The following is a 17,284-nucleotide window of genomic DNA, read 5'->3' on the forward strand; positions in this document are numbered from 1 at the left end:
GTTGTTATTATGATATTGGTCTTCGTACAAAGTGTGATGTCGAAATTTTAAGCAATAAAATAAGCAACACCAAATGTGACAATAATGACCCTTTCAGCACATAAATTCCGTGTGAAGCAAAGGGCATAGCAGCTGATCATATCTGAATATGCGTCTTACAGTCTTTGACGGCTGCATCAAAAAATAACTTCCAAGTTGACTTATTCACTGGAAAAATGGTTTAAAACAGTGTTCAATATTGCTCTGTTGGGTTGAGTCACGCATACTGGGAAGCAAGGAAAAACCTTAGCTAATAAAAACGGAGCGTGTTATGGCTGAAGAGACCATTTTCAGTAAGATTATTCGTAAAGAAATTCCAGCAGACGTTTTATATCAAGATGATCTGGTGACAGCATTTCGTGACATAAACCCGCGTGCGCCAAGCCATATTTTGATTATCCCTAATAAGCTGATCCCAACAGTAAACGATGTTGAAGCGAATGATGAGTTGATGATGGGCCGCTTGTTTACGGTTGCACGTAAGCTAGCAGAGAAGGAAGGTATCGCTGAAGACGGCTACCGCCTCATCATGAACTGTAATCCTCATGGTGGCCAGGAAGTGTACCATATTCACATGCACCTGCTTGGTGGTCGCCCGCTAGGACCAATGTTGGTTGGTTAACTATTGATTTGATGAATGCTTGATCTGGCGTATGATAGTTGCGCCTGATTGGGGAACTTACGTCTTAGAACAAAGTCTGAGTGGCAGGTGCTTGGGTATATGAGCACCAAGAGTGTGATTTTTTCGCCTATCAAAGGTCAATAAAGATAACACTCGGCACTTGGGCTTTTTTATTTTTAGTGGTTGATGACAGAATGTTGAAACGTGCCGCCGTTGCGGTTTTATCCTTTAGTTTGGTTGCGTGTGCGAACTTATCGACGCAAAGCTTGTTCAGTCATTACAGCGCTGCAAATAGTCAGGCACATCAGGCAATGCAACAAGGCCAATACCAACAGGCTTTGGAAGCATTACCTGATGCACCTGCTGGTGACATTTTAGACGGTATGGAGAAGGGGCGCGTGGGGTTTGTCGCCCAGCACTACCCTGAGAGTTTTGCTGCCTTGAAAGTGTCGGATAATGCGGTAAAGCAACAGCAGCGTGAGGCTGTGCTTCAGGTGTCGGAAGGTTTTAACCAAGCTGGTTCTTTGCTGACGAACGACAACATGATCACCTACAAGCCCGCCGACTACGAGTTGGGGTTTTTACATCTGTATTTGTCGCTGAACTATCTGCAGCAGCGAGACTTGGAAGGGGCGCTGGTTGAAGTAAGGCGTGCAAACCAAGTCCAAGAGGCTGCAAAGCGAGAGCGTGAAGCCGAGTTGGGCCGTGCGGAACAAGAAGCCAGGCGTAAAGGGTTAGATCAAAATCTTGGTGCGGTCTTGGCGCGTTACCCGGATGTGGGTGCAGATCTGGGCAATGTACAAAACGGTTATCTCTTTTACTTCTCTGGTGTGCTTTATGAAGCCGATGGCGACTTAAACAGCGCCTACATCGATTACAAGCGTGCACTCGCCGTTGCCCCCGACAATGTATTCGTTGCTGATACTGTGCTTCGCTTGGCTACACGCATGGGCATGACAGACGATCTTAAGCAACTTGAAGCCCGCTACGGCAAATACCAAGCGCCTTCGCGAAATCAAGGGCGCGTAGTGATCTTTGACGAGCAGGGGGTCGTGGCGGCCAAAGATAGCTGGCGTTTACCGCTATGGCTATATGACAGGCATGGTAATGGGGCGGTGTATAACTTGGCCTTGCCCTATTATGGAAACACCGTAGCGCCGAGGTTTTCGCCATTGAAAATGGATAACCAACCGTTATCCAGCAGTAACTTGTCTAATATCAATGGTATGGCGCAATACAGTTTGAGTGAAGAGTTGCCGGTTATTGTTCTTCGCCGGGCGCTTCGAGTATTGGCAAAGGATCAGGTAAGGCAGTCAGCATCGAGAGGGGCTGATGATGTGGGCAATGTGCTGGCCAATATATTTAATACGCTGACAGAGCAGCCCGATACACGCAGCTGGCAAACCTTACCAGCAAAGGTTGATGTCTCGCACCAAATGCTGGCCCCGGGCAAGCATGCTGTAACATGGAACGGTCATCAGGTTGACGTCGATGTCGTGGCTGGCAGGACGACCATGGTGTGGGTTTCTCGACAAGGAAATCAGCTGACCGGTTGGTCGGTGTTATTAGGAGATAGCTAATGAGAGTGTTGTTCGTAGTGTTAATGGTACTGGGTCTGGCGGCATGTTCGACGACAACCTCGGGTATCAGTATCGAAAGTAGCAACCAAAACGTCGTGATTGGCAATAACGATTTGGCAAACCGCGTCACCATCGAGCGTGCGCATGTGTCGAATGCTAATGGCTTGCTCAAAGCAGCGGTGCCAGTGACGAGCAAAATCGACTCTGATCTCAAATTACAATACCGATTTTATTGGTATGACGCCCAAGGGTTAGAAGTCGCGGGTAGCGATTCGCCTTGGCGCCAGTTTGTACTACATGGCAAGGACACCATGACGTTGCAAGCGGTCGCAAGAAAGCCAGAAGCAACGCAATACCGGGTATATATCCGCAAGGCGACATATTGATTTAGGGCATTGGCTTATCCTTTCACACCCAAGTTTCTTGGATATAGGTATAAGCGGTTGATTTAAAATAAAGGTAGGAAAATGAAAAAAAGCGTGATTGCATTATTGGGTGTGGCTGCACTAATGGGTGGCTGTGCGCAGAAAGTGAGTTATGGCGATGCTCAAGAAGCAGAAACCACCACCATTGAATTCGGTTCTACCGACTTGCAGAAAATTGCTGAAGAGATGACCGATAGCATGCTGTCTTCTGGTTCGGTCGCTTACATCACAGGTAACAACCAGCGCCCAATTATTGTTGTTGATGGTATCAAGAACAAAACCAGCGAGCATATCGACACTGAGTCAATTACTGATTCAGTAAGTACGCGCTTACTTAACTCGGGTAAGTTCCGTTTCGTTGATATGACCCGTGTTGAAGCGGTGCGTAAGCAGCTTAACTTCCAGAACAACGATGAGTTGGTGAACCAAAGCACGGCTATTCAGTTCGGTAAGATGGTGGGTGCGGAATACATGCTATACGGTAACCTATCAAGCATTGTTAAGTCAGCCGGTAGCGATAAAGACGTTTACTACAAGATGACCATGCGCTTGATGGATCTGGAAACAGGTTTGATCGAGTGGGCTGACGAAACCGAAATCCGTAAGCAAGAGTCAAAAAGCTTACTGGGTTGGTAACCGCCTAGGTGGTTCATTTTCAGGTACTAATATATTGAATTTTCAGGTAGCAGCATGGCCGTCAACTCACAACAACTGAGCGCGTTGCTATGCTCATTGCTACCTGATTATCAATGTATATCGGCTTCGCCACTCAGCGGTGGTTTAAGTAACCGCTGCTGGCAAGTCGACCTTCAACATATCCGATCGTTAAAGCGCCACCGTTTCGTCTGGCGTCCCGTTTCATTATCGACAGCAGCGTTTGATATTTCACGTGATCATGAGTACCAGCTCTTGGCTGGCATCAATCGCAGCGATACTGGCGGGATAGCACCGCGCCCATTTTTATGCCATGAGCAAGGTATTCTGGTTGAGTGGCTTGAAGGTGACACCGCCAATGCCGAATTAGATTGCGAAGCCTTGCTGAAACTACAGGCACAGATACACCAACTTCCTGTTCCTAAAGCACGGTTGGATGTCCAACAAAAATCGGCTCACTATTGGCATCACATCAGTATTGAAAATAAAGATGAATCATTGCGAGCGATTTACGGATATTTTCAAGCGCTCAAGCCTGTGCAGTGGTTTAGTGATACCTGCTGCCACCATGATCTTGGTTGGTACAACGTGATTGTTTCGCCGCAGGATGAATGCCGTGTTATAGATTGGGAATACGCTGCCGCCGGCGATCCCTCGCTAGATTTAGCCTTGACCCTATCTGCCAATCAACTGCCCATCACCGAAGCTGTCGAGCAGTATTGCCACATAAGGCAATGTACTGATATTGAACGTTGGTGTCAGGCTGTGCAATCTTGGCTGCCATGGTGCGAGTATCTCGCCATGTTATGGTTTTATGTTGGGGCTGAACTTTGGCAAGATGAAAGCTATCTTATTGAGGCAGAAAAACTAAAGCGCCGTCTCATTTCTTACATGCAATCTATTGATTAGTTAAATCTTTTCTCTTAATTCTGGTCTAAACTTCATGCGAGCTGATTCGTTTGGAGCAACCAAGATGGTGAGAATGATCCCCCAGATCACAGCAATATCACTGACCTTAATTCTGTTGGGTGGGTGTGCAACACGTCTTGCTTATAACAACCTTGATTATTGGGTTGGCTATAACCTCTCCAACTATGTCAGTTTGGACAGTCGTCTGGAGTCCAGCCTAGATGGTGGCCTGGCACGGGCTTTGGAGCGCCACCGTGGCCAAGAATTGCCTAAGCTTCATCGTGCCCTTGATCAGCTAGTGGTTGATTTGTCCATACCGTTAACTTTCAGCCAGGTAAGGGGCTACTACCACACATTCAATAATCTTGGTAAAAGCTCAATCGCGGTATTGGCGGAGCCCTTAGCGGATATGCTTTCGGGTTTGACGGAGCAGCAGGTGGCTGAGTTAGATAGGAAAATCACGACCCGTTTAAATGAGATCAATCAAGAGCGGGCAGGGCTGGCACCGGGCCAAAAATTAGCCAAGCGAACCGAACGGCTTGAAGACTTCACCCAAGATTGGATAGGTTCGTTAACCTCCAAGCAGGAAGCCATGTTGCAAGAACTGGCTGGGTACCAGCTGGAAATGGAGCCGGTGTTCCTGGCAATACGCAGCTATTACCTCGATAGCTGGCGAGCCTTAATGCAGCAGCGCAACTCACCGAACTTTGAATCTCAGCTTAGCCAATTGCTGCAAAAGATTGTCTCTCTTGAAACACCGCACCATCAGGCAGAGGTCAACTTCTACCTCAACCGCCGTTTTGAACTGATGCGAAGATTGAACCACACGCTTTCTGATAAACAGCGTGGCTATTTAATCAGCAAACTAACCGGGTTACGCAAAGATGTGGCTGTCTTGATTAACCAATAGTGAAAAAAGTGGGATTTGTGGCTTTTAAACCCTATAAAACGTGTTAGATTAAATTCAACGAATTGTTATAAGGGTTTTACGTTGCAGTGTCTGTTTTTGTTTAATTAAAACAATGCTCAGCTTAAGCCCTAGCGTAAATCACGACAGGGAGACAAGATGATTATTTATTTGCATGGCTTTGATTCAACAAGCCCGGGTAATCATGAAAAGGTACTACAGCTTCAGTTTATTGACCCTGATGTTCGTTTCGTGAATTACAGTACCCTACACCCCAAGCATGATATGCAGCACCTGTTGAAAGAAGTGCACAAGCTAAAAGAGGAATCTTCAGATGAGCAACCGCTGATCTGTGGTGTAGGGCTTGGGGGATACTGGTCTGAGCGAATCGGCTTTTTATGTGGGATCAAGCAGGTCATTTTTAACCCAAATTTGCACCCTGAGCAAAACATGGAAGGGCGGATTGATCGACCTGAGGAATATGCCGACATTTCGACTAAATGTGTAACAGGCTTCCGTGAAAAAAATGCAGGTAATTGCCTTTGCATACTTTCAACTAATGATGAAGTGTTAGATAATCGTCACACAAAAGATGCGCTGGATGATTTCTACGATATCATTTGGGACGAGAGCGAAACTCATAAATTTAAAAAAATCTCGCAACATCTACAAACAATAAAAGCATTCAAAGAAACGCCTTAGCCTCCTACCCCCCGCAGACGGTTTTTTGCCGTCTGCTCATTAATATCAATAGAACAGCGTCTTGCTTTGCACCTTGTTGCTTAAGGGTGTTGTTCTGTTGATATTAATAAAATTCAGTCAGCTAGCCAGCGCAGTACAACCTTCATTTTATGGATGAAAGGTCGGTGTAAGGCTCTGAGCAAAATAAATTTAGAGAATATGAGGAAGTAATTGTGACGCGAATTATCGTAGTAGGCGGTGGCGCCGGCGGTTTGGAGCTTGCGACTAAACTGGGTCGTACCCTTGGGCGTAAACGTCGAGCCAAAGTAACCCTTGTGGACCGCAAGGCCAGCCACCTGTGGAAGCCTTTATTGCACGAAGTGGCGACAGGCTCGATGGATGCGGGTGTCGATGCGTTGAGCTACCGTGCCCATGCGAAGAATCACCATTTCGATTTCCAAATGGGCAGCCTGCAAGACATTGATCGTGAAAATAAAGTGATCAAGCTTGCCGCACTTTATGATGAGCATAACGAACTGCTAATGGCAGAGCGCGAGCTTGAATACGATGTGTTGGTGCTTGCGATTGGCTCAACCTCAAACGACTTCAATACTCCGGGAGTGCGTGACAACTGTATTTTCCTGGATAGCCCTGAGCAGGCACACCGTTTCCGCACCGAGATGAACAACCAGTTCCTGAAACTCCACGCCGATAAGAACCAGAAAACGGTTGATATTGCGATTGTCGGTGCGGGTGCAACAGGGGTTGAGCTATCGGCGGAGCTACACAATGCTGTACAAGAGTTACAAAACTACGGCTTTGGCGATCTGGATAGCTCACGTTTGAACGTCAACCTTGTGGAAGCGGGCGAGCGTATTTTGCCTGCGCTTCCACCGCGTATCTCATCTGCGGCGCACAGTGAGCTTACCAAGCTGGGTGTGAACGTACGTACCGCGACTATGGTTACCAAGGCCGATGAAACCGGCCTGACAACCGAAGATGGCGACCATATCCCGGCGCAAATCATGGTTTGGGCGGCAGGTATCAAAGCGCCTGACTTCATGAAAGAGATCGCCGGCCTAGAAACCAACCGCATCAACCAGTTGGTGGTGAAGCCGACGTTGCAAACCACCCGCGACGAAGACATCTATGTTATTGGCGATTTGGCATCTTGCGTGCAGGACGACGGTAGCTTTGTTCCGCCACGCGCCCAGGCTGCCCACCAGATGGCAAGCCGCTGTTTCTACAACATTGTTGCGAAATTGACCGATCGCGAGCAGAAGCCTTACGTCTACAGCGATCATGGCTCGTTGGTTTCTCTGAGCCGTTTCTCTACCGTGGGTAGCTTGATGGGTAACCTGACCAAGGGCTCTATGATGGTTGAAGGTCGCATTGCGCGTGTTGTGTACATTTCTTTGTACCGCATGCACTTGGTCGCGTTGCATGGCATGTTCAAAACAGGTTTAATGATGTTGGTTGGTCGAATCAACCGCGTGTTGCGACCTAACCTGAAACTTCACTAAGCAAGCCGCCGATGCGGGGCGCAAAGAAAGGATGTCGATAATGTTCTTAATGTTCGATGTATTTGGCACCAAGATGTCAGTACAAAAGAAAGACGGCTTTTGGCTATTGTTCAAAGAGTCAGATACCGCGATGCGTGCCCGTATTTACGATGTTGTTATTCCACCAGAGTTGGAAGAAGACGACTTGGCCACTTATTTGGCCGACATTTACCATGAGAATGCGACCGCAGCGCGTTCCGAGGTAAAGCGCTTGAAATAGCCGCTTTGCATGAAGCGGCTTTGGCTGAGTAATGGGCTATAAGTGAGAAATAAAAAACCGCCATTGGCGGTTTTTTTATTGGTTATCTGTCTGCTGTCGGGCAATTAGTTGATTTTAAACAGCTCAACATCAAAGATAAGCACAGAGCCCGCCGGAATACTGCCAACGCCACGGTTGCCATAAGCAAGCTCCGCAGGAATGAAGAAGCGGGTTTTTTCGCCTTCTACCATTAACTGAAGCCCTTCAGTCCAGCCCTTGATCACCTGGTTCAAACCAAACTGGATAGTTTCACCACGCTCAACTGAGCTGTCGAAAACCGTGCCGTCAATTAACGTACCGTGATAGTGCACAGTGACCTTGTCGGTGGCCTTAGGGTGAACGGTGCCTGTACCTTCTTGTAACACTAAGTATTGCAGGCCAGATTCAGTGGTTTTTACCCCTTCTTGCGCTTGGTTGTTCGCCAAAAACTCAGCACCAATTTTTACGTTCTCTTCTGCGGATTTTTTATTGGTGAATGAGCGCTGCACGAAGAAAATAACAAGGCCGATAAGGGCAATAGTAAGGATAATTTTGAACACGTTGGATTCCTGTCAAAGCATTGAAGATTCAATATATACCATGTTTCTTTAAGGTAAAGGCGTTTTATGCCAACCCAATTCAAGATCTGACCAGATATTTAATCGGTTTGGCATTATTTCAAGACTCATTGCCTCTGGGGGCCGGGTTTTGAGGTATGTCTGTGGGGATCAAGGAGAACAACAATCCGTTAATGGGGTGTCCATCTTCAATGACCCGGTTTCTGGCGGTACATTCAAACTTTGCATTGCATGCCAGTGCTGTTCGTTGGCTGGCTAAATTGCCAAGGTGGGTCACGATTTCAATCCGGGTCAGTTTTACTTTCGAGAAGGCAAAGCGGGCAGCTTCTCGACAAGCTTCTGTGGCGAATCCTTGCTGCTGGGCGGATGATTTAATCCAGTAACCCAGTTCACCTGAGTTGGTAATTTCGGATAAGTTGCTGATGGAAATACTGCCAAGGAACTCATCGTCGTCACGGTGGAAAATCGCGAACTCATAGCAAATATCATATAGCCAGTTTTGTTGGCTGGCGTGGATCCATTCGTGCGCATCATGCTGGTTGTAATGTGCGCTGCACCAAGGGAGCCAGCGCGACAAGGTGTCATCTGATTGTTGTATTGCCTCGACAAGGTCAAGCAAATCAACATTTTTATAGGGCCTTAGAATTAGCCTATCTGTTACCAGTTCAAAATCTGCCTTCATTTATTCAATCCTTTGAAGAACTTATTGGCATATGACTAGTTTGGTATGGCTGTTTGAGGCTTGCAATAGGCTGGCGGTAATAGTGTGAAGGGGCAATACGCAACAGATACAAAACGGGCAACCTATAATAGGTTGCCCGTCAAAAGTCGTTAATCTATCCGGATGTTAGCCATCGATTCGGCGGATTTGGATGACCATGCCCATGAGTGGGTGATCAAGGTAGTGGGTTTCACCACTGCGCATCTGGCGCTGCTGTTCAAAGCGGTATGATTTCAAGAATTCTTCCACTTCAACTTTGTTCTTCACTTCCTGTAGGTGGCCAACCTGAACATTGCTGTCTTCACTGAGCGGGTCGAACTCATCCATGCCTTCGGTGCCAACAATGACTTCGCGGCGACCGGGTTCGCGGAGATCCACATTGATTTCAGTGAATAAGTAATGCTGGACGTACACACGGATCATACCTTCGAGCTCATAAAGCGGCTGTTCTTTTGCCACTTCAGGGATTTGCTCAGGGCTTAGTGACTGTTCATCAATTGCGACCGGATCGTTGTCGGCAACAACTACAATACCGTCCGTGCCTGCTTCTTGCTCACGGCGCTGCTGCTCGGCTTTTGATGTGCCATCCGCCAAGTACTTGTCCGAGAAGTCTTTACCCGCGGTTAAATGAAAGCGCGGTGCTGCTGCCCGGCTAAGATCACCCTGACGCCAGCCAAAGTGGGCGAGAGGGGTAAAGCCCGCGTGGCCTTTAAGCTTGTTGTACTGCGGAGTAAGCTCGAAATCCGAAGGCGACATCAGGGTGATCCCTTTAGCTGCCAGACGGTCGCTGTCACCGAATGATACAACGCCTTTGAGGTTGATAGGCTTTTGCTGATCAGGCCAAGATTCACTTACCTGCTCCGGCGCAATGTTGCGCTTGAACATGATCACTTCAATGTCGAATTGTCTTGCTGCTAGGCTCGGCCAACTGATGGCTAAGAGCAGCAAATAAATCATTTTTTTCAAGATAATACTCCGCACTTTAATGCCGTCTATTATAGAGTGTTTTCCGCTAGCTGTGTTAGAAGCCCGTCAACATACTTAATCCGATCTTTACGATCAGTCATCGGTGCCATTACTTTCAGCTTGGTTGGCCCTTCCATTCGGTAATGTTGTGGCTGAGCTTGAAGTAGCCCAACCAAGAACGCCGGGTTAATGGCTGCATTCGGGTTGAACTCGATAAAGCCACCTTTTTCGCCTGCTTCAATTTTACGTACACCCACATCGGCTGCTTTCAGCTTCAATTTGTTCACTGTCAGCAAGTTCTTGGTGGCATCCGGTAACAAGCCGAATCGGTCAATAAGCTCAACTTTCAATTCATTGAGGGCGTTTTCGTTCTCTGCGCTCGCAATACGCTTGTACAGCGAGAGTCGGGTGTTGATGTCAGGGATAAAGTCATCGGGCAGCAGCGCCGGTAAGCGAAGTTCAACTTCGGTTTGCTGGCGCAGCAAATCATCCAATGAGGGTTCTTTCCCTTCCTTCAGCGCTTCAACTGCTTGCTCAAGCATTTCCATGAACAGGCTAAAGCCAACGGACTGGATTTGGCCGCTTTGCTCGTCACCCAGTAGCTCACCCGCACCGCGGATCTCAAGGTCATGGGTAGCCAGTGTAAAGCCTGCCCCTAAATCTTCAAGGGATGATATTGCATCAAGACGTTTCACCGCATCCTTGGTCATACGTTTTGGATGAGGTGTAAGCAGGTAGGCGTATGCTTGGTGGTGTGAACGACCAACACGGCCGCGCAGCTGGTGCAGCTGCGCCAGGCCAAGGTGGTCGGCACGGTTGATAATGATGGTATTGGCGGTCGGAACATCAATACCTGTTTCGATGATCGTGGTACACACCAGTAGGTTAAAGCGCTGATGGTAGAAGTCGCTCATGATCTTTTCTAGCTCGCGTTCACGCATTTGGCCGTGGGCAAATGTGACGCGGGCTTCTGGGATCAAGATGGCGAGATCTTCGGCCATTTTTTCGATGGAATCGACATCATTGTGGAGGAAGTACACCTGGCCACCGCGCATGATCTCACGCAATACCGCTTCGCGGGTAATGGCATCATCGCGTTCTCGGACAAAGGTCTTGATCGCCAAACGGCGTGCTGGCGGCGTGGCGATAATCGATAGATCGCGCATACCGCTCATGGCCATGTTCAGGGTACGAGGGATCGGTGTGGCGGTTAAGGTCAGAATATCGACATCGGCACGGATGGCTTTTAGCTTTTCTTTCTGGCGGACGCCAAAGCGGTGCTCCTCATCGACAATCAGCAAGCCGAGATCATGGTAGTTAACCGAGGCATTAAGCAGCTTGTGGGTACCGATCAGGATATCAATCTTACCTTCTTCCACATCTGCCAATATTTGCTTTTGCTCTTTGGCGGTCTTGAAGCGCGAAAGGACTTCTACGCGAATTGGCGTATTGGCAAAACGGTCACGGAAGTTTTCGAAATGCTGCTGGGCCAGTAGGGTGGTTGGCACCAGTACCGTCACTTGTTTGTTGTTGTCGACGGCCACAAAGGCAGCACGCATCGCGACTTCGGTTTTACCAAAGCCCACATCACCACACACAAGGCGATCCATGGCTTTGGCTTGGCACATGTCAGAAAGCACAGCGTTGATAGCCAATGCCTGATCATGGGTTTCCTCGAATGGGAAACCGGTACAGAAATCGGCATAGGCTTCGCGGTCTAGCTTGAATTTAAAGCCAGGCTTCATTTCACGCTTGGCATAAACATCCAGTAGTTCAGCGGCAACATCGCGGACTTTTTCGGCCGCTTTCTTGCGTGCTTTCGCCCATGTTTCGCCACCGAGCTTGTGGATAGGCGCTGTTTCTTCAGCCCCGCCAGAGTAGCGGCTGATCAGGTGCAAGGAAGCAACCGGTACGTAAAGCTTGGCGCCGCCTTGGTATTCCAATGTCACGTACTCGGTTTTTAGCCCGCCAGCCTCAAGGGTTTGCAAGCCTTGGTAACGGCCAATACCGTGATCGATATGAACAACCGGCTGGCCGACTTGTAGTTCGGCAAGGTTGCGGATAATGGTATCGGCATTGACCGATTTTTTATCTTCCCTGCGGCGGCGTTGAACCACTCGCTCACCAAGCAGATCGCTTTCACAAATAAAGGCGACAGACGGATCTTCTAAAATAAATCCTTGTTCCGCTGAGCCGATCACCAGGCTGAAGCGACCCGGCGCTTCTACTGCCTCGGTGAGTGAAGCGCATACGATCGGGCGCAACTTGATTCGTGCCAGCAGATCAAGGAGAGCTTCGCGGCGGCCTTCGGAGGCGACCGAGAAAATAATCTTACCCGCAAAGCTTTCGCTAAAGCGTCGGAAATCAGCCAATGGCTCTTTTAGCTGGTGGTTGATGGTGATTGCTGGGATTGGGCCCAGTGCCGGATTGAAACGGCCTGCTTTCTCCGGCTCTTGGTCTTGGCGGATCCGAACTTGCGGCAGCGACTTAAATCCGACGAACATTTCTTCTTTGGTCAGCCACAGCTCTTGCGGTGGTAGCAACGGGCGTAATGGGTCAACCTTGCGTTGGTCATAGCGGTATTCGGCATCGTTCAAGAATTGATCGACGGCGGGTTCCAAATGACCAAGCGTGACTAGCAAGCTGTTTTCAGGCAAGTAGTCGAATAAGGTCTCTGTTTTTTCAAAAAACAGAGGATGCCAGTACTCGATACCGGCAGGCCAGGTGCGTTTGCTGACTTGCTGGTAGATAGACTCTGGCTCGCGTCTGGCTTCAAAACGCTCGCGCCAGCGCATACGGAAGCTCTCAACCGCAATATCATTGGTTGGGAATTCATGAGCCGGCAGTAGGTTGATGCTGTCAATTTCCCCAGTCGAGCGCTGGTTTTCCGGGTCGAACTGGCGGATTGAATCAACTTCGTCATCGAAAAAGTCAATGCGATAGGGTTGGTTGCTACCCATTGGGAACAAGTCGAGCAGTGAGCCTCGGCTTGCGTACTCGCCATGCTCCATCACTTGATCGACATGACGGTAGCCCGACGCTTCAAGCTGCAACCGTAGCTTGTCGAGTGATAGGCGGTCCCCGTTGCTTACCAACAGTGCATGCTGGTGAATAAATTCTTGGGGTGATAAGCGTTGTAGTAGGGTGCTGATGGGTACCAGCATCACCCCAGATTGCTGGGTGGGCAGCTGGTACAAGCGCGACAGTCGCTCGGAAATAATATCTTGGTGCGGCGAGAAGTTGTCATAAGGCAGGGTTTCCCAATCAGGGAAAACCGTCACTTCTTGCTCGGTAAACTGGCCAACCTCGGACTGTAACCTAAGGGCGGTTTGCGTATCGGGTACCACAACCAGCAGCGGGCCTTGATGCTGATGGGCCAACTCAGCGACAGAAAGTGCCAGTGCTGCGCCGGTAACATTACCGACAAAGCGGCTATCGCCGGCCTTGGATGGCAATGGTAAAGAAAGAATCGATTGTACTGTCATGGTAATTATTGGTTTTCTGATCGCTGTTGGGCGCGTTGGCGCAAGATTTTCTGTTGAAAGTGCAGGGCGGCACGGATCAAAAGATCCCTGTCATCTTCCTGTAAACGGGTGTACTTGAGTGTAATCTCAAACTGATCATCTTGCTCGGTGCATTCAGCCACTTCGGCATAGGCATACACTGCTGCCGCGGGGTTATCGAGAAAGAGCTTCACCCTGACTGCTGAACCTTGGGAGAGGGCGACTGGCGAGCGGTATGATAACCGGCTCGCTCCAAAGGACTCCGTTGTGAAACGGTAAGCGGGGTCATTTTGCTGAGAAAGCACGAAAGTGAGCAGCAGATTGATTTTATTATTCTGCGCTGTCAGATAAGCCGTGAGTGCTTGCTGTTCGGTTTGGCCGAGTGTGCTTAAAGAGCGCTCTAGATTGTCGTCAAGCTGGTTACACTCACTGGCAACACGGAACAGTGGCGGTATTTCTAGGCTGAAGGATTGCTCGTCTGGCGTCATTTCATCTGCCGGTAATGGTTCGACATTAATGGTCAGTCCGGCATTGACTGAAAAATACTCGTCCTGCTGCATGTTGCACTCACAATAAATTAACTATCATTCGATTATCACTTAGCAATCGCTTAGGGGCAAGTCGGTAGGGGTAGGAGTGCCTGTTTTACCTTCTGTTTTTACATTAGTTTTACCCTTTGCTATTGGTAAAAAGCCGCATCAACGGTATGCTGGCGAACAGTTTTTATCAGGATGGTATTTTCACAATAATATGTTTCATCCCGTTTCTTTTTTTATCGGCCTTCGTTATTTGCGCGGTCGCTCCGGGGACAGGTTTAGCCGATTTGTTTCCTATATGTCGACGGCCGGGATCACTATCGGGGTGCTGGCCTTGGTGACGGTGCTATCTGTCATGAACGGCTTTGAGCAGCAACTCAAAGAGCGCATTCTTGGGGTGATGCCCCAAGCGGTCGTATCCGGCCCGGATGGGCGGATAATGCGAACAGACACCCCGCCGCCATCACTCCTTGAAATGCCCCATGTTGAAATGGTCACGCCAATCACCCGTGACGAGGCGATATTGCAAAGTGCCCAGTCGCTGGCGGCAGGTATGCTTCTTGGGGTTGACCCTGAAGAGTTTGAGCCGGTGGGTTATTACACTAGCCGTGGCGCGATCGAAGATTTGCAGCCGGGTAGCTACCGCGTGATTTTGGGCCAATCATTGGCAAACCAGCTGGGTGTTGCCGTGGGTGATAAAGTGCGCCTGATGGTGACCAGTGCCAGTCAGTACACCCCTCTTGGCCGTATTCCAAGCCAGCGTAACTTTGAGGTGTCCGGGATTTACAATACCGGCTCGGATGTCGATAAGCAGTTGATCCTGACCCATATCGAAGATGCGGGTCGGTTGCTTCGCTATAAAAAAGGCCAGATCACCGGGTGGCGTTTATTTGTCGACGATCCGTTTGTGGTCGCCGAGCTAGCGAAGGAGCCGCTGCTGGATGATAAGCGTTGGTCTGATTGGCGTGAGCAACGCGGTGAATTATTTCAAGCCGTTAAAATGGAAAAGAACATGATGGGCCTGATGCTGGGGCTCATTATTGGTGTGGCTGCGTTTAATATTATTTCTGCCCTCATCATGGTGGTGATGGAGAAGCAGGCAGAAGTGGCGATTTTGAAAACCCAAGGTATGTCATCAAGGCAAGTGCTCTTTGTCTTTATGGTACAAGGGGCCAGTAGTGGGGTGATTGGCGCGATTTCCGGTGGTTTGCTGGGGACGTTACTGGCATATAACCTGAATACTATTTTATCGGTCACAGGCGTTAGCCTGATTGCTGCTGGTGGTTCGCTACCCGTGGTGATTTCACCGATGCAAATCTTAGTTGTGATTGTCGGGGCGATTTTGTTGAGCCTGCTGGCAACTGTTTTTCCTTCCTACCGGGCGGCATCGGTTCGTCCTGCTGAGGCACTTCGTTATGAGTAATTCGTTATTAGTTTGTCAGGGGCTACGCAAGGTTTATCGCGAAGCCCAGCTCGAGACCGAGGTGTTAAAAGGGGTAGGTTTTAGCCTGAATGCGGGTGATTTGGTGGGCATTGTGGGTGCTTCAGGTTCCGGCAAAAGTACCTTGTTGCATTTGCTGGGCGCGCTGGATGAACCAACAGAAGGCGAGGTCTTTTTTAAAGGGCAGAAGCTGAATGCCATGAGCGCCAATAAGCAGGCCAAGTTGCGTAACCGTGAGATAGGCTTTGTGTATCAGTTCCACCACTTGCTGGCAGATTTTAGCGCGGTGGAAAATGTGGCAATGCCGCTGTTGATTGGTGGTGTGGCGTCGGATAAAGCACGCTCTCAGGCTCACAGCATGCTGGAAATGGTCGGTTTAGGCCATCGCCTGGAGCATCGTCCTTCAGAGCTAAGTGGTGGTGAGCGACAGCGGGTTGCCATTGCCCGCGCCTTGGTGAATAAGCCGGCTTTGGTGCTGGCCGATGAGCCGACCGGTAACTTGGATCATAAAACCGCGTTAGAAATCTATGATTTGATGCGCAAGCTGAACAAGGAGTCAGGCACGGCATTTTTGGTTGTGACCCATGACAACGAACTTGCGGCCAAGCTGGATCATTGCATGCACATGCAGGACGGCGAGCTAGAAAAGGTTGAGGTAGCTTGATGTTTCGACCGTTATCGCTATTTATAGGTAGCCGTTTCAGCCGGGCGAAACAGCGCAACCGGATGGTCTCGTTTATTTCGGTTTCGTCGATGTTGGGCATTGCGGTCGGCGTTGCCGTGATCATCATTGGTCTATCGGCCATGAACGGTTTTGAGCGTGAGTTGCAAAACCGGGTGTTGTCGGTGATCCCACATGGTGAGTTGCAAGCGGTGACCCCGCCATTTACGGACTGGCAGCCTGTACTAGAAAAGGTCGAGCAGCATCCGCAGGTTGTGGCCGCCGCACCGTATATTCAATTTACCGCCTTGTTGGAGAAGGGTAGTAACTTGAAGGCGGTCGAAGTGCGCGGTGTGGATCCTGAGCAGGAACGAAGAGTAAGCGCGATCCCTAACTTTGTTGAGGATGGGGCGTGGGATCGCCTTGAAGCTGGCAAGCAGCAGGTGATCCTAGGGCAAGGTGTGGCGCAAAAGCTGGGTATTGATGTCGGTGACTGGATCACGGCCATGATCCCCAACCCGGATCCTGCGCTTAAGCTGAAATCCCCGCAGCGTATTCGCTTGCAAGTGGCAGGCTTGCTCGCCCTGGCAGGGCAAATTGATCATAACTTTGCCTTAGTACCAATGGCAGACGCCCAGCAATATTTGTCGATGGGTGAAGGCGTGTCGGGCATTGCAATCAATGTTGACCAGGTACTTGATGCCCAGAATATCGTGCGCGAAGTGGGGTTCACCCTTCCGGTCTATGTCTATTTAAAGAGCTGGCAGCAACAATACGGCTATTTGTACCGTGATATCCAGATGGTTCGTACGATCATGTACTTGGTGATGGTATTGGTGATTGGCGTGGCCTGCTTCAATATCGTGTCGACGTTGATGATGGCGGTGAAAGACCGCGCGGCGGATATCGCCATTCTTCGAACCATGGGGGCGACAGATCGGCTGGTCCGCTCGATTTTCGTTTGGCACGGTGTACTTTCTGGTGTTATCGGGAGCTTGCTTGGCTCGATAATTGGCTCGGCAGTAGCAGTGAACCTGACGGCCATCGTCACCTTTGTCGAGGGCTTGATTGGTCACCAGTTCTTATCTGGCGATATTTACTTTGTCGACTTTTTGCCAACTCAGCTGCAAACCCATGATGTGGCAATCGTCACGGTGACTGCGGTACTACTTAGCTTCTTGGCGACTTGGTATCCGGCCAAGCGTGCCAGTGCGTTGCAGCCCGCGACAGTGCTAAGTGCCAAATAACTGACGGTGACAAG

17 protein-coding genes are annotated in these 17,284 nt (G+C 49.4%); 12 read left to right on the top strand and 5 right to left on the bottom strand.

What is annotated here, in order from left to right; genetic code table 11:
- The first annotated feature begins 310 nt into the window (after positions 1-310).
- From hinT to C9I98_RS04070, 9 genes are all read left to right on the top strand, one after another.
- Positions 311-661 (top strand): purine nucleoside phosphoramidase, encoded by a 351-nt coding sequence (gene hinT, locus C9I98_RS04030; RefSeq protein ID WP_036831039.1) that lies wholly within the window; start codon positions 311-313, stop codon positions 659-661.
- A 194-nt stretch (positions 662-855) separates the two neighbouring features.
- Positions 856-2,241, top strand: a complete 1,386-nt coding sequence (locus tag C9I98_RS04035) for a COG3014 family protein (RefSeq protein WP_107271609.1) — start codon at positions 856-858, stop codon at positions 2,239-2,241.
- Positions 2,241-2,627, top strand: a complete 387-nt coding sequence (locus tag C9I98_RS04040) for a YcfL family putative periplasmic lipoprotein (RefSeq protein ID WP_036831037.1) — start codon at positions 2,241-2,243, stop codon at positions 2,625-2,627. The genes C9I98_RS04035 and C9I98_RS04040 overlap by 1 nt, the downstream gene beginning before the upstream one ends.
- Positions 2,628-2,708: 81 nt before the next feature.
- Positions 2,709-3,302, top strand: a complete 594-nt coding sequence (lpoB, locus tag C9I98_RS04045) for a penicillin-binding protein activator LpoB (protein ID WP_036831036.1) — start codon at positions 2,709-2,711, stop codon at positions 3,300-3,302.
- Between the two features lie 54 nt (positions 3,303-3,356).
- The gene (locus tag C9I98_RS04050; protein ID WP_036831034.1) at positions 3,357-4,229 is read left to right on the top strand and encodes a phosphotransferase; all 873 of its coding nucleotides are present in this window, start codon (positions 3,357-3,359) and stop codon (positions 4,227-4,229) included.
- Between the two features lie 34 nt (positions 4,230-4,263).
- Entirely contained in the window at positions 4,264-5,139 is an 876-nt protein-coding gene (locus tag C9I98_RS04055; RefSeq protein WP_245907084.1) for a DUF6279 family lipoprotein, read from the top strand.
- A gap of 156 nt (positions 5,140-5,295) precedes the next feature.
- Entirely contained in the window at positions 5,296-5,838 is a 543-nt protein-coding gene (gene ycfP, locus C9I98_RS04060; RefSeq protein WP_036822478.1) for an alpha/beta hydrolase YcfP, read from the top strand.
- Between the two features lie 212 nt (positions 5,839-6,050).
- Positions 6,051-7,340 carry an NAD(P)/FAD-dependent oxidoreductase gene (locus C9I98_RS04065; RefSeq protein WP_036822481.1) on the top strand — a complete coding sequence of 430 codons (1,290 nt, stop codon included), beginning with the start codon at positions 6,051-6,053 and terminating at the stop codon, positions 7,338-7,340.
- Positions 7,341-7,380: 40 nt separating this feature from the next.
- Positions 7,381-7,599 (top strand): DUF7661 family protein, encoded by a 219-nt coding sequence (locus tag C9I98_RS04070; protein ID WP_036822484.1) that lies wholly within the window; start codon positions 7,381-7,383, stop codon positions 7,597-7,599.
- A 104-nt stretch (positions 7,600-7,703) separates the two neighbouring features.
- Here the strand turns inward: C9I98_RS04070 and bamJ are convergent, their stop codons facing one another.
- From bamJ to C9I98_RS04095, 5 genes are all read right to left on the bottom strand, one after another.
- Positions 7,704-8,177, bottom strand: coding sequence for a BamJ family beta-barrel-assembly machinery protein (gene bamJ, locus C9I98_RS04075; protein WP_036818960.1), 474 nt, complete (start codon positions 8,175-8,177; stop codon positions 7,704-7,706).
- A 118-nt stretch (positions 8,178-8,295) separates the two neighbouring features.
- Positions 8,296-8,877, bottom strand: a complete 582-nt coding sequence (locus C9I98_RS04080; protein ID WP_036818962.1) for a GNAT family N-acetyltransferase — start codon at positions 8,875-8,877, stop codon at positions 8,296-8,298.
- 165 nt (positions 8,878-9,042) lie between these two features.
- Positions 9,043-9,882, bottom strand: a complete 840-nt coding sequence (locus C9I98_RS04085; RefSeq protein ID WP_036818970.1) for a peptidoglycan binding protein CsiV — start codon at positions 9,880-9,882, stop codon at positions 9,043-9,045.
- 29 nt (positions 9,883-9,911) lie between these two features.
- A complete protein-coding gene (gene mfd, locus C9I98_RS04090; protein WP_036818964.1) occupies positions 9,912-13,367 on the bottom strand; it encodes a transcription-repair coupling factor in 3,456 nt (1,151 codons plus the stop codon).
- A gap of 5 nt (positions 13,368-13,372) precedes the next feature.
- Positions 13,373-13,945, bottom strand: a complete 573-nt coding sequence (locus C9I98_RS04095) for a hypothetical protein (protein WP_036818967.1) — start codon at positions 13,943-13,945, stop codon at positions 13,373-13,375.
- Positions 13,946-14,135: 190 nt separating this feature from the next.
- On the opposite strand from C9I98_RS04095, the gene lolC reads away from it, so the two are divergent.
- From lolC to lolE, 3 genes are read left to right on the top strand one after another with little or no spacing between them, the layout of a single operon-like run.
- Entirely contained in the window at positions 14,136-15,344 is a 1,209-nt protein-coding gene (gene lolC, locus C9I98_RS04100) for a lipoprotein-releasing ABC transporter permease subunit LolC (protein WP_107271611.1), read from the top strand.
- Entirely contained in the window at positions 15,337-16,026 is a 690-nt protein-coding gene (lolD, locus tag C9I98_RS04105) for a lipoprotein-releasing ABC transporter ATP-binding protein LolD (protein WP_036824951.1), read from the top strand. The genes lolC and lolD overlap by 8 nt, the downstream gene beginning before the upstream one ends.
- Positions 16,026-17,270, top strand: a complete 1,245-nt coding sequence (gene lolE, locus C9I98_RS04110) for a lipoprotein-releasing ABC transporter permease subunit LolE (RefSeq protein ID WP_036824954.1) — start codon at positions 16,026-16,028, stop codon at positions 17,268-17,270. Before lolD ends, lolE begins: the two co-directional genes overlap by 1 nt.
- Positions 17,271-17,284 lie beyond the last annotated feature (14 nt).

This window comes from Photobacterium sanctipauli (assembly GCF_003026495.1).
GTDB lineage: Bacteria > Pseudomonadota > Gammaproteobacteria > Enterobacterales > Vibrionaceae > Photobacterium > Photobacterium sanctipauli.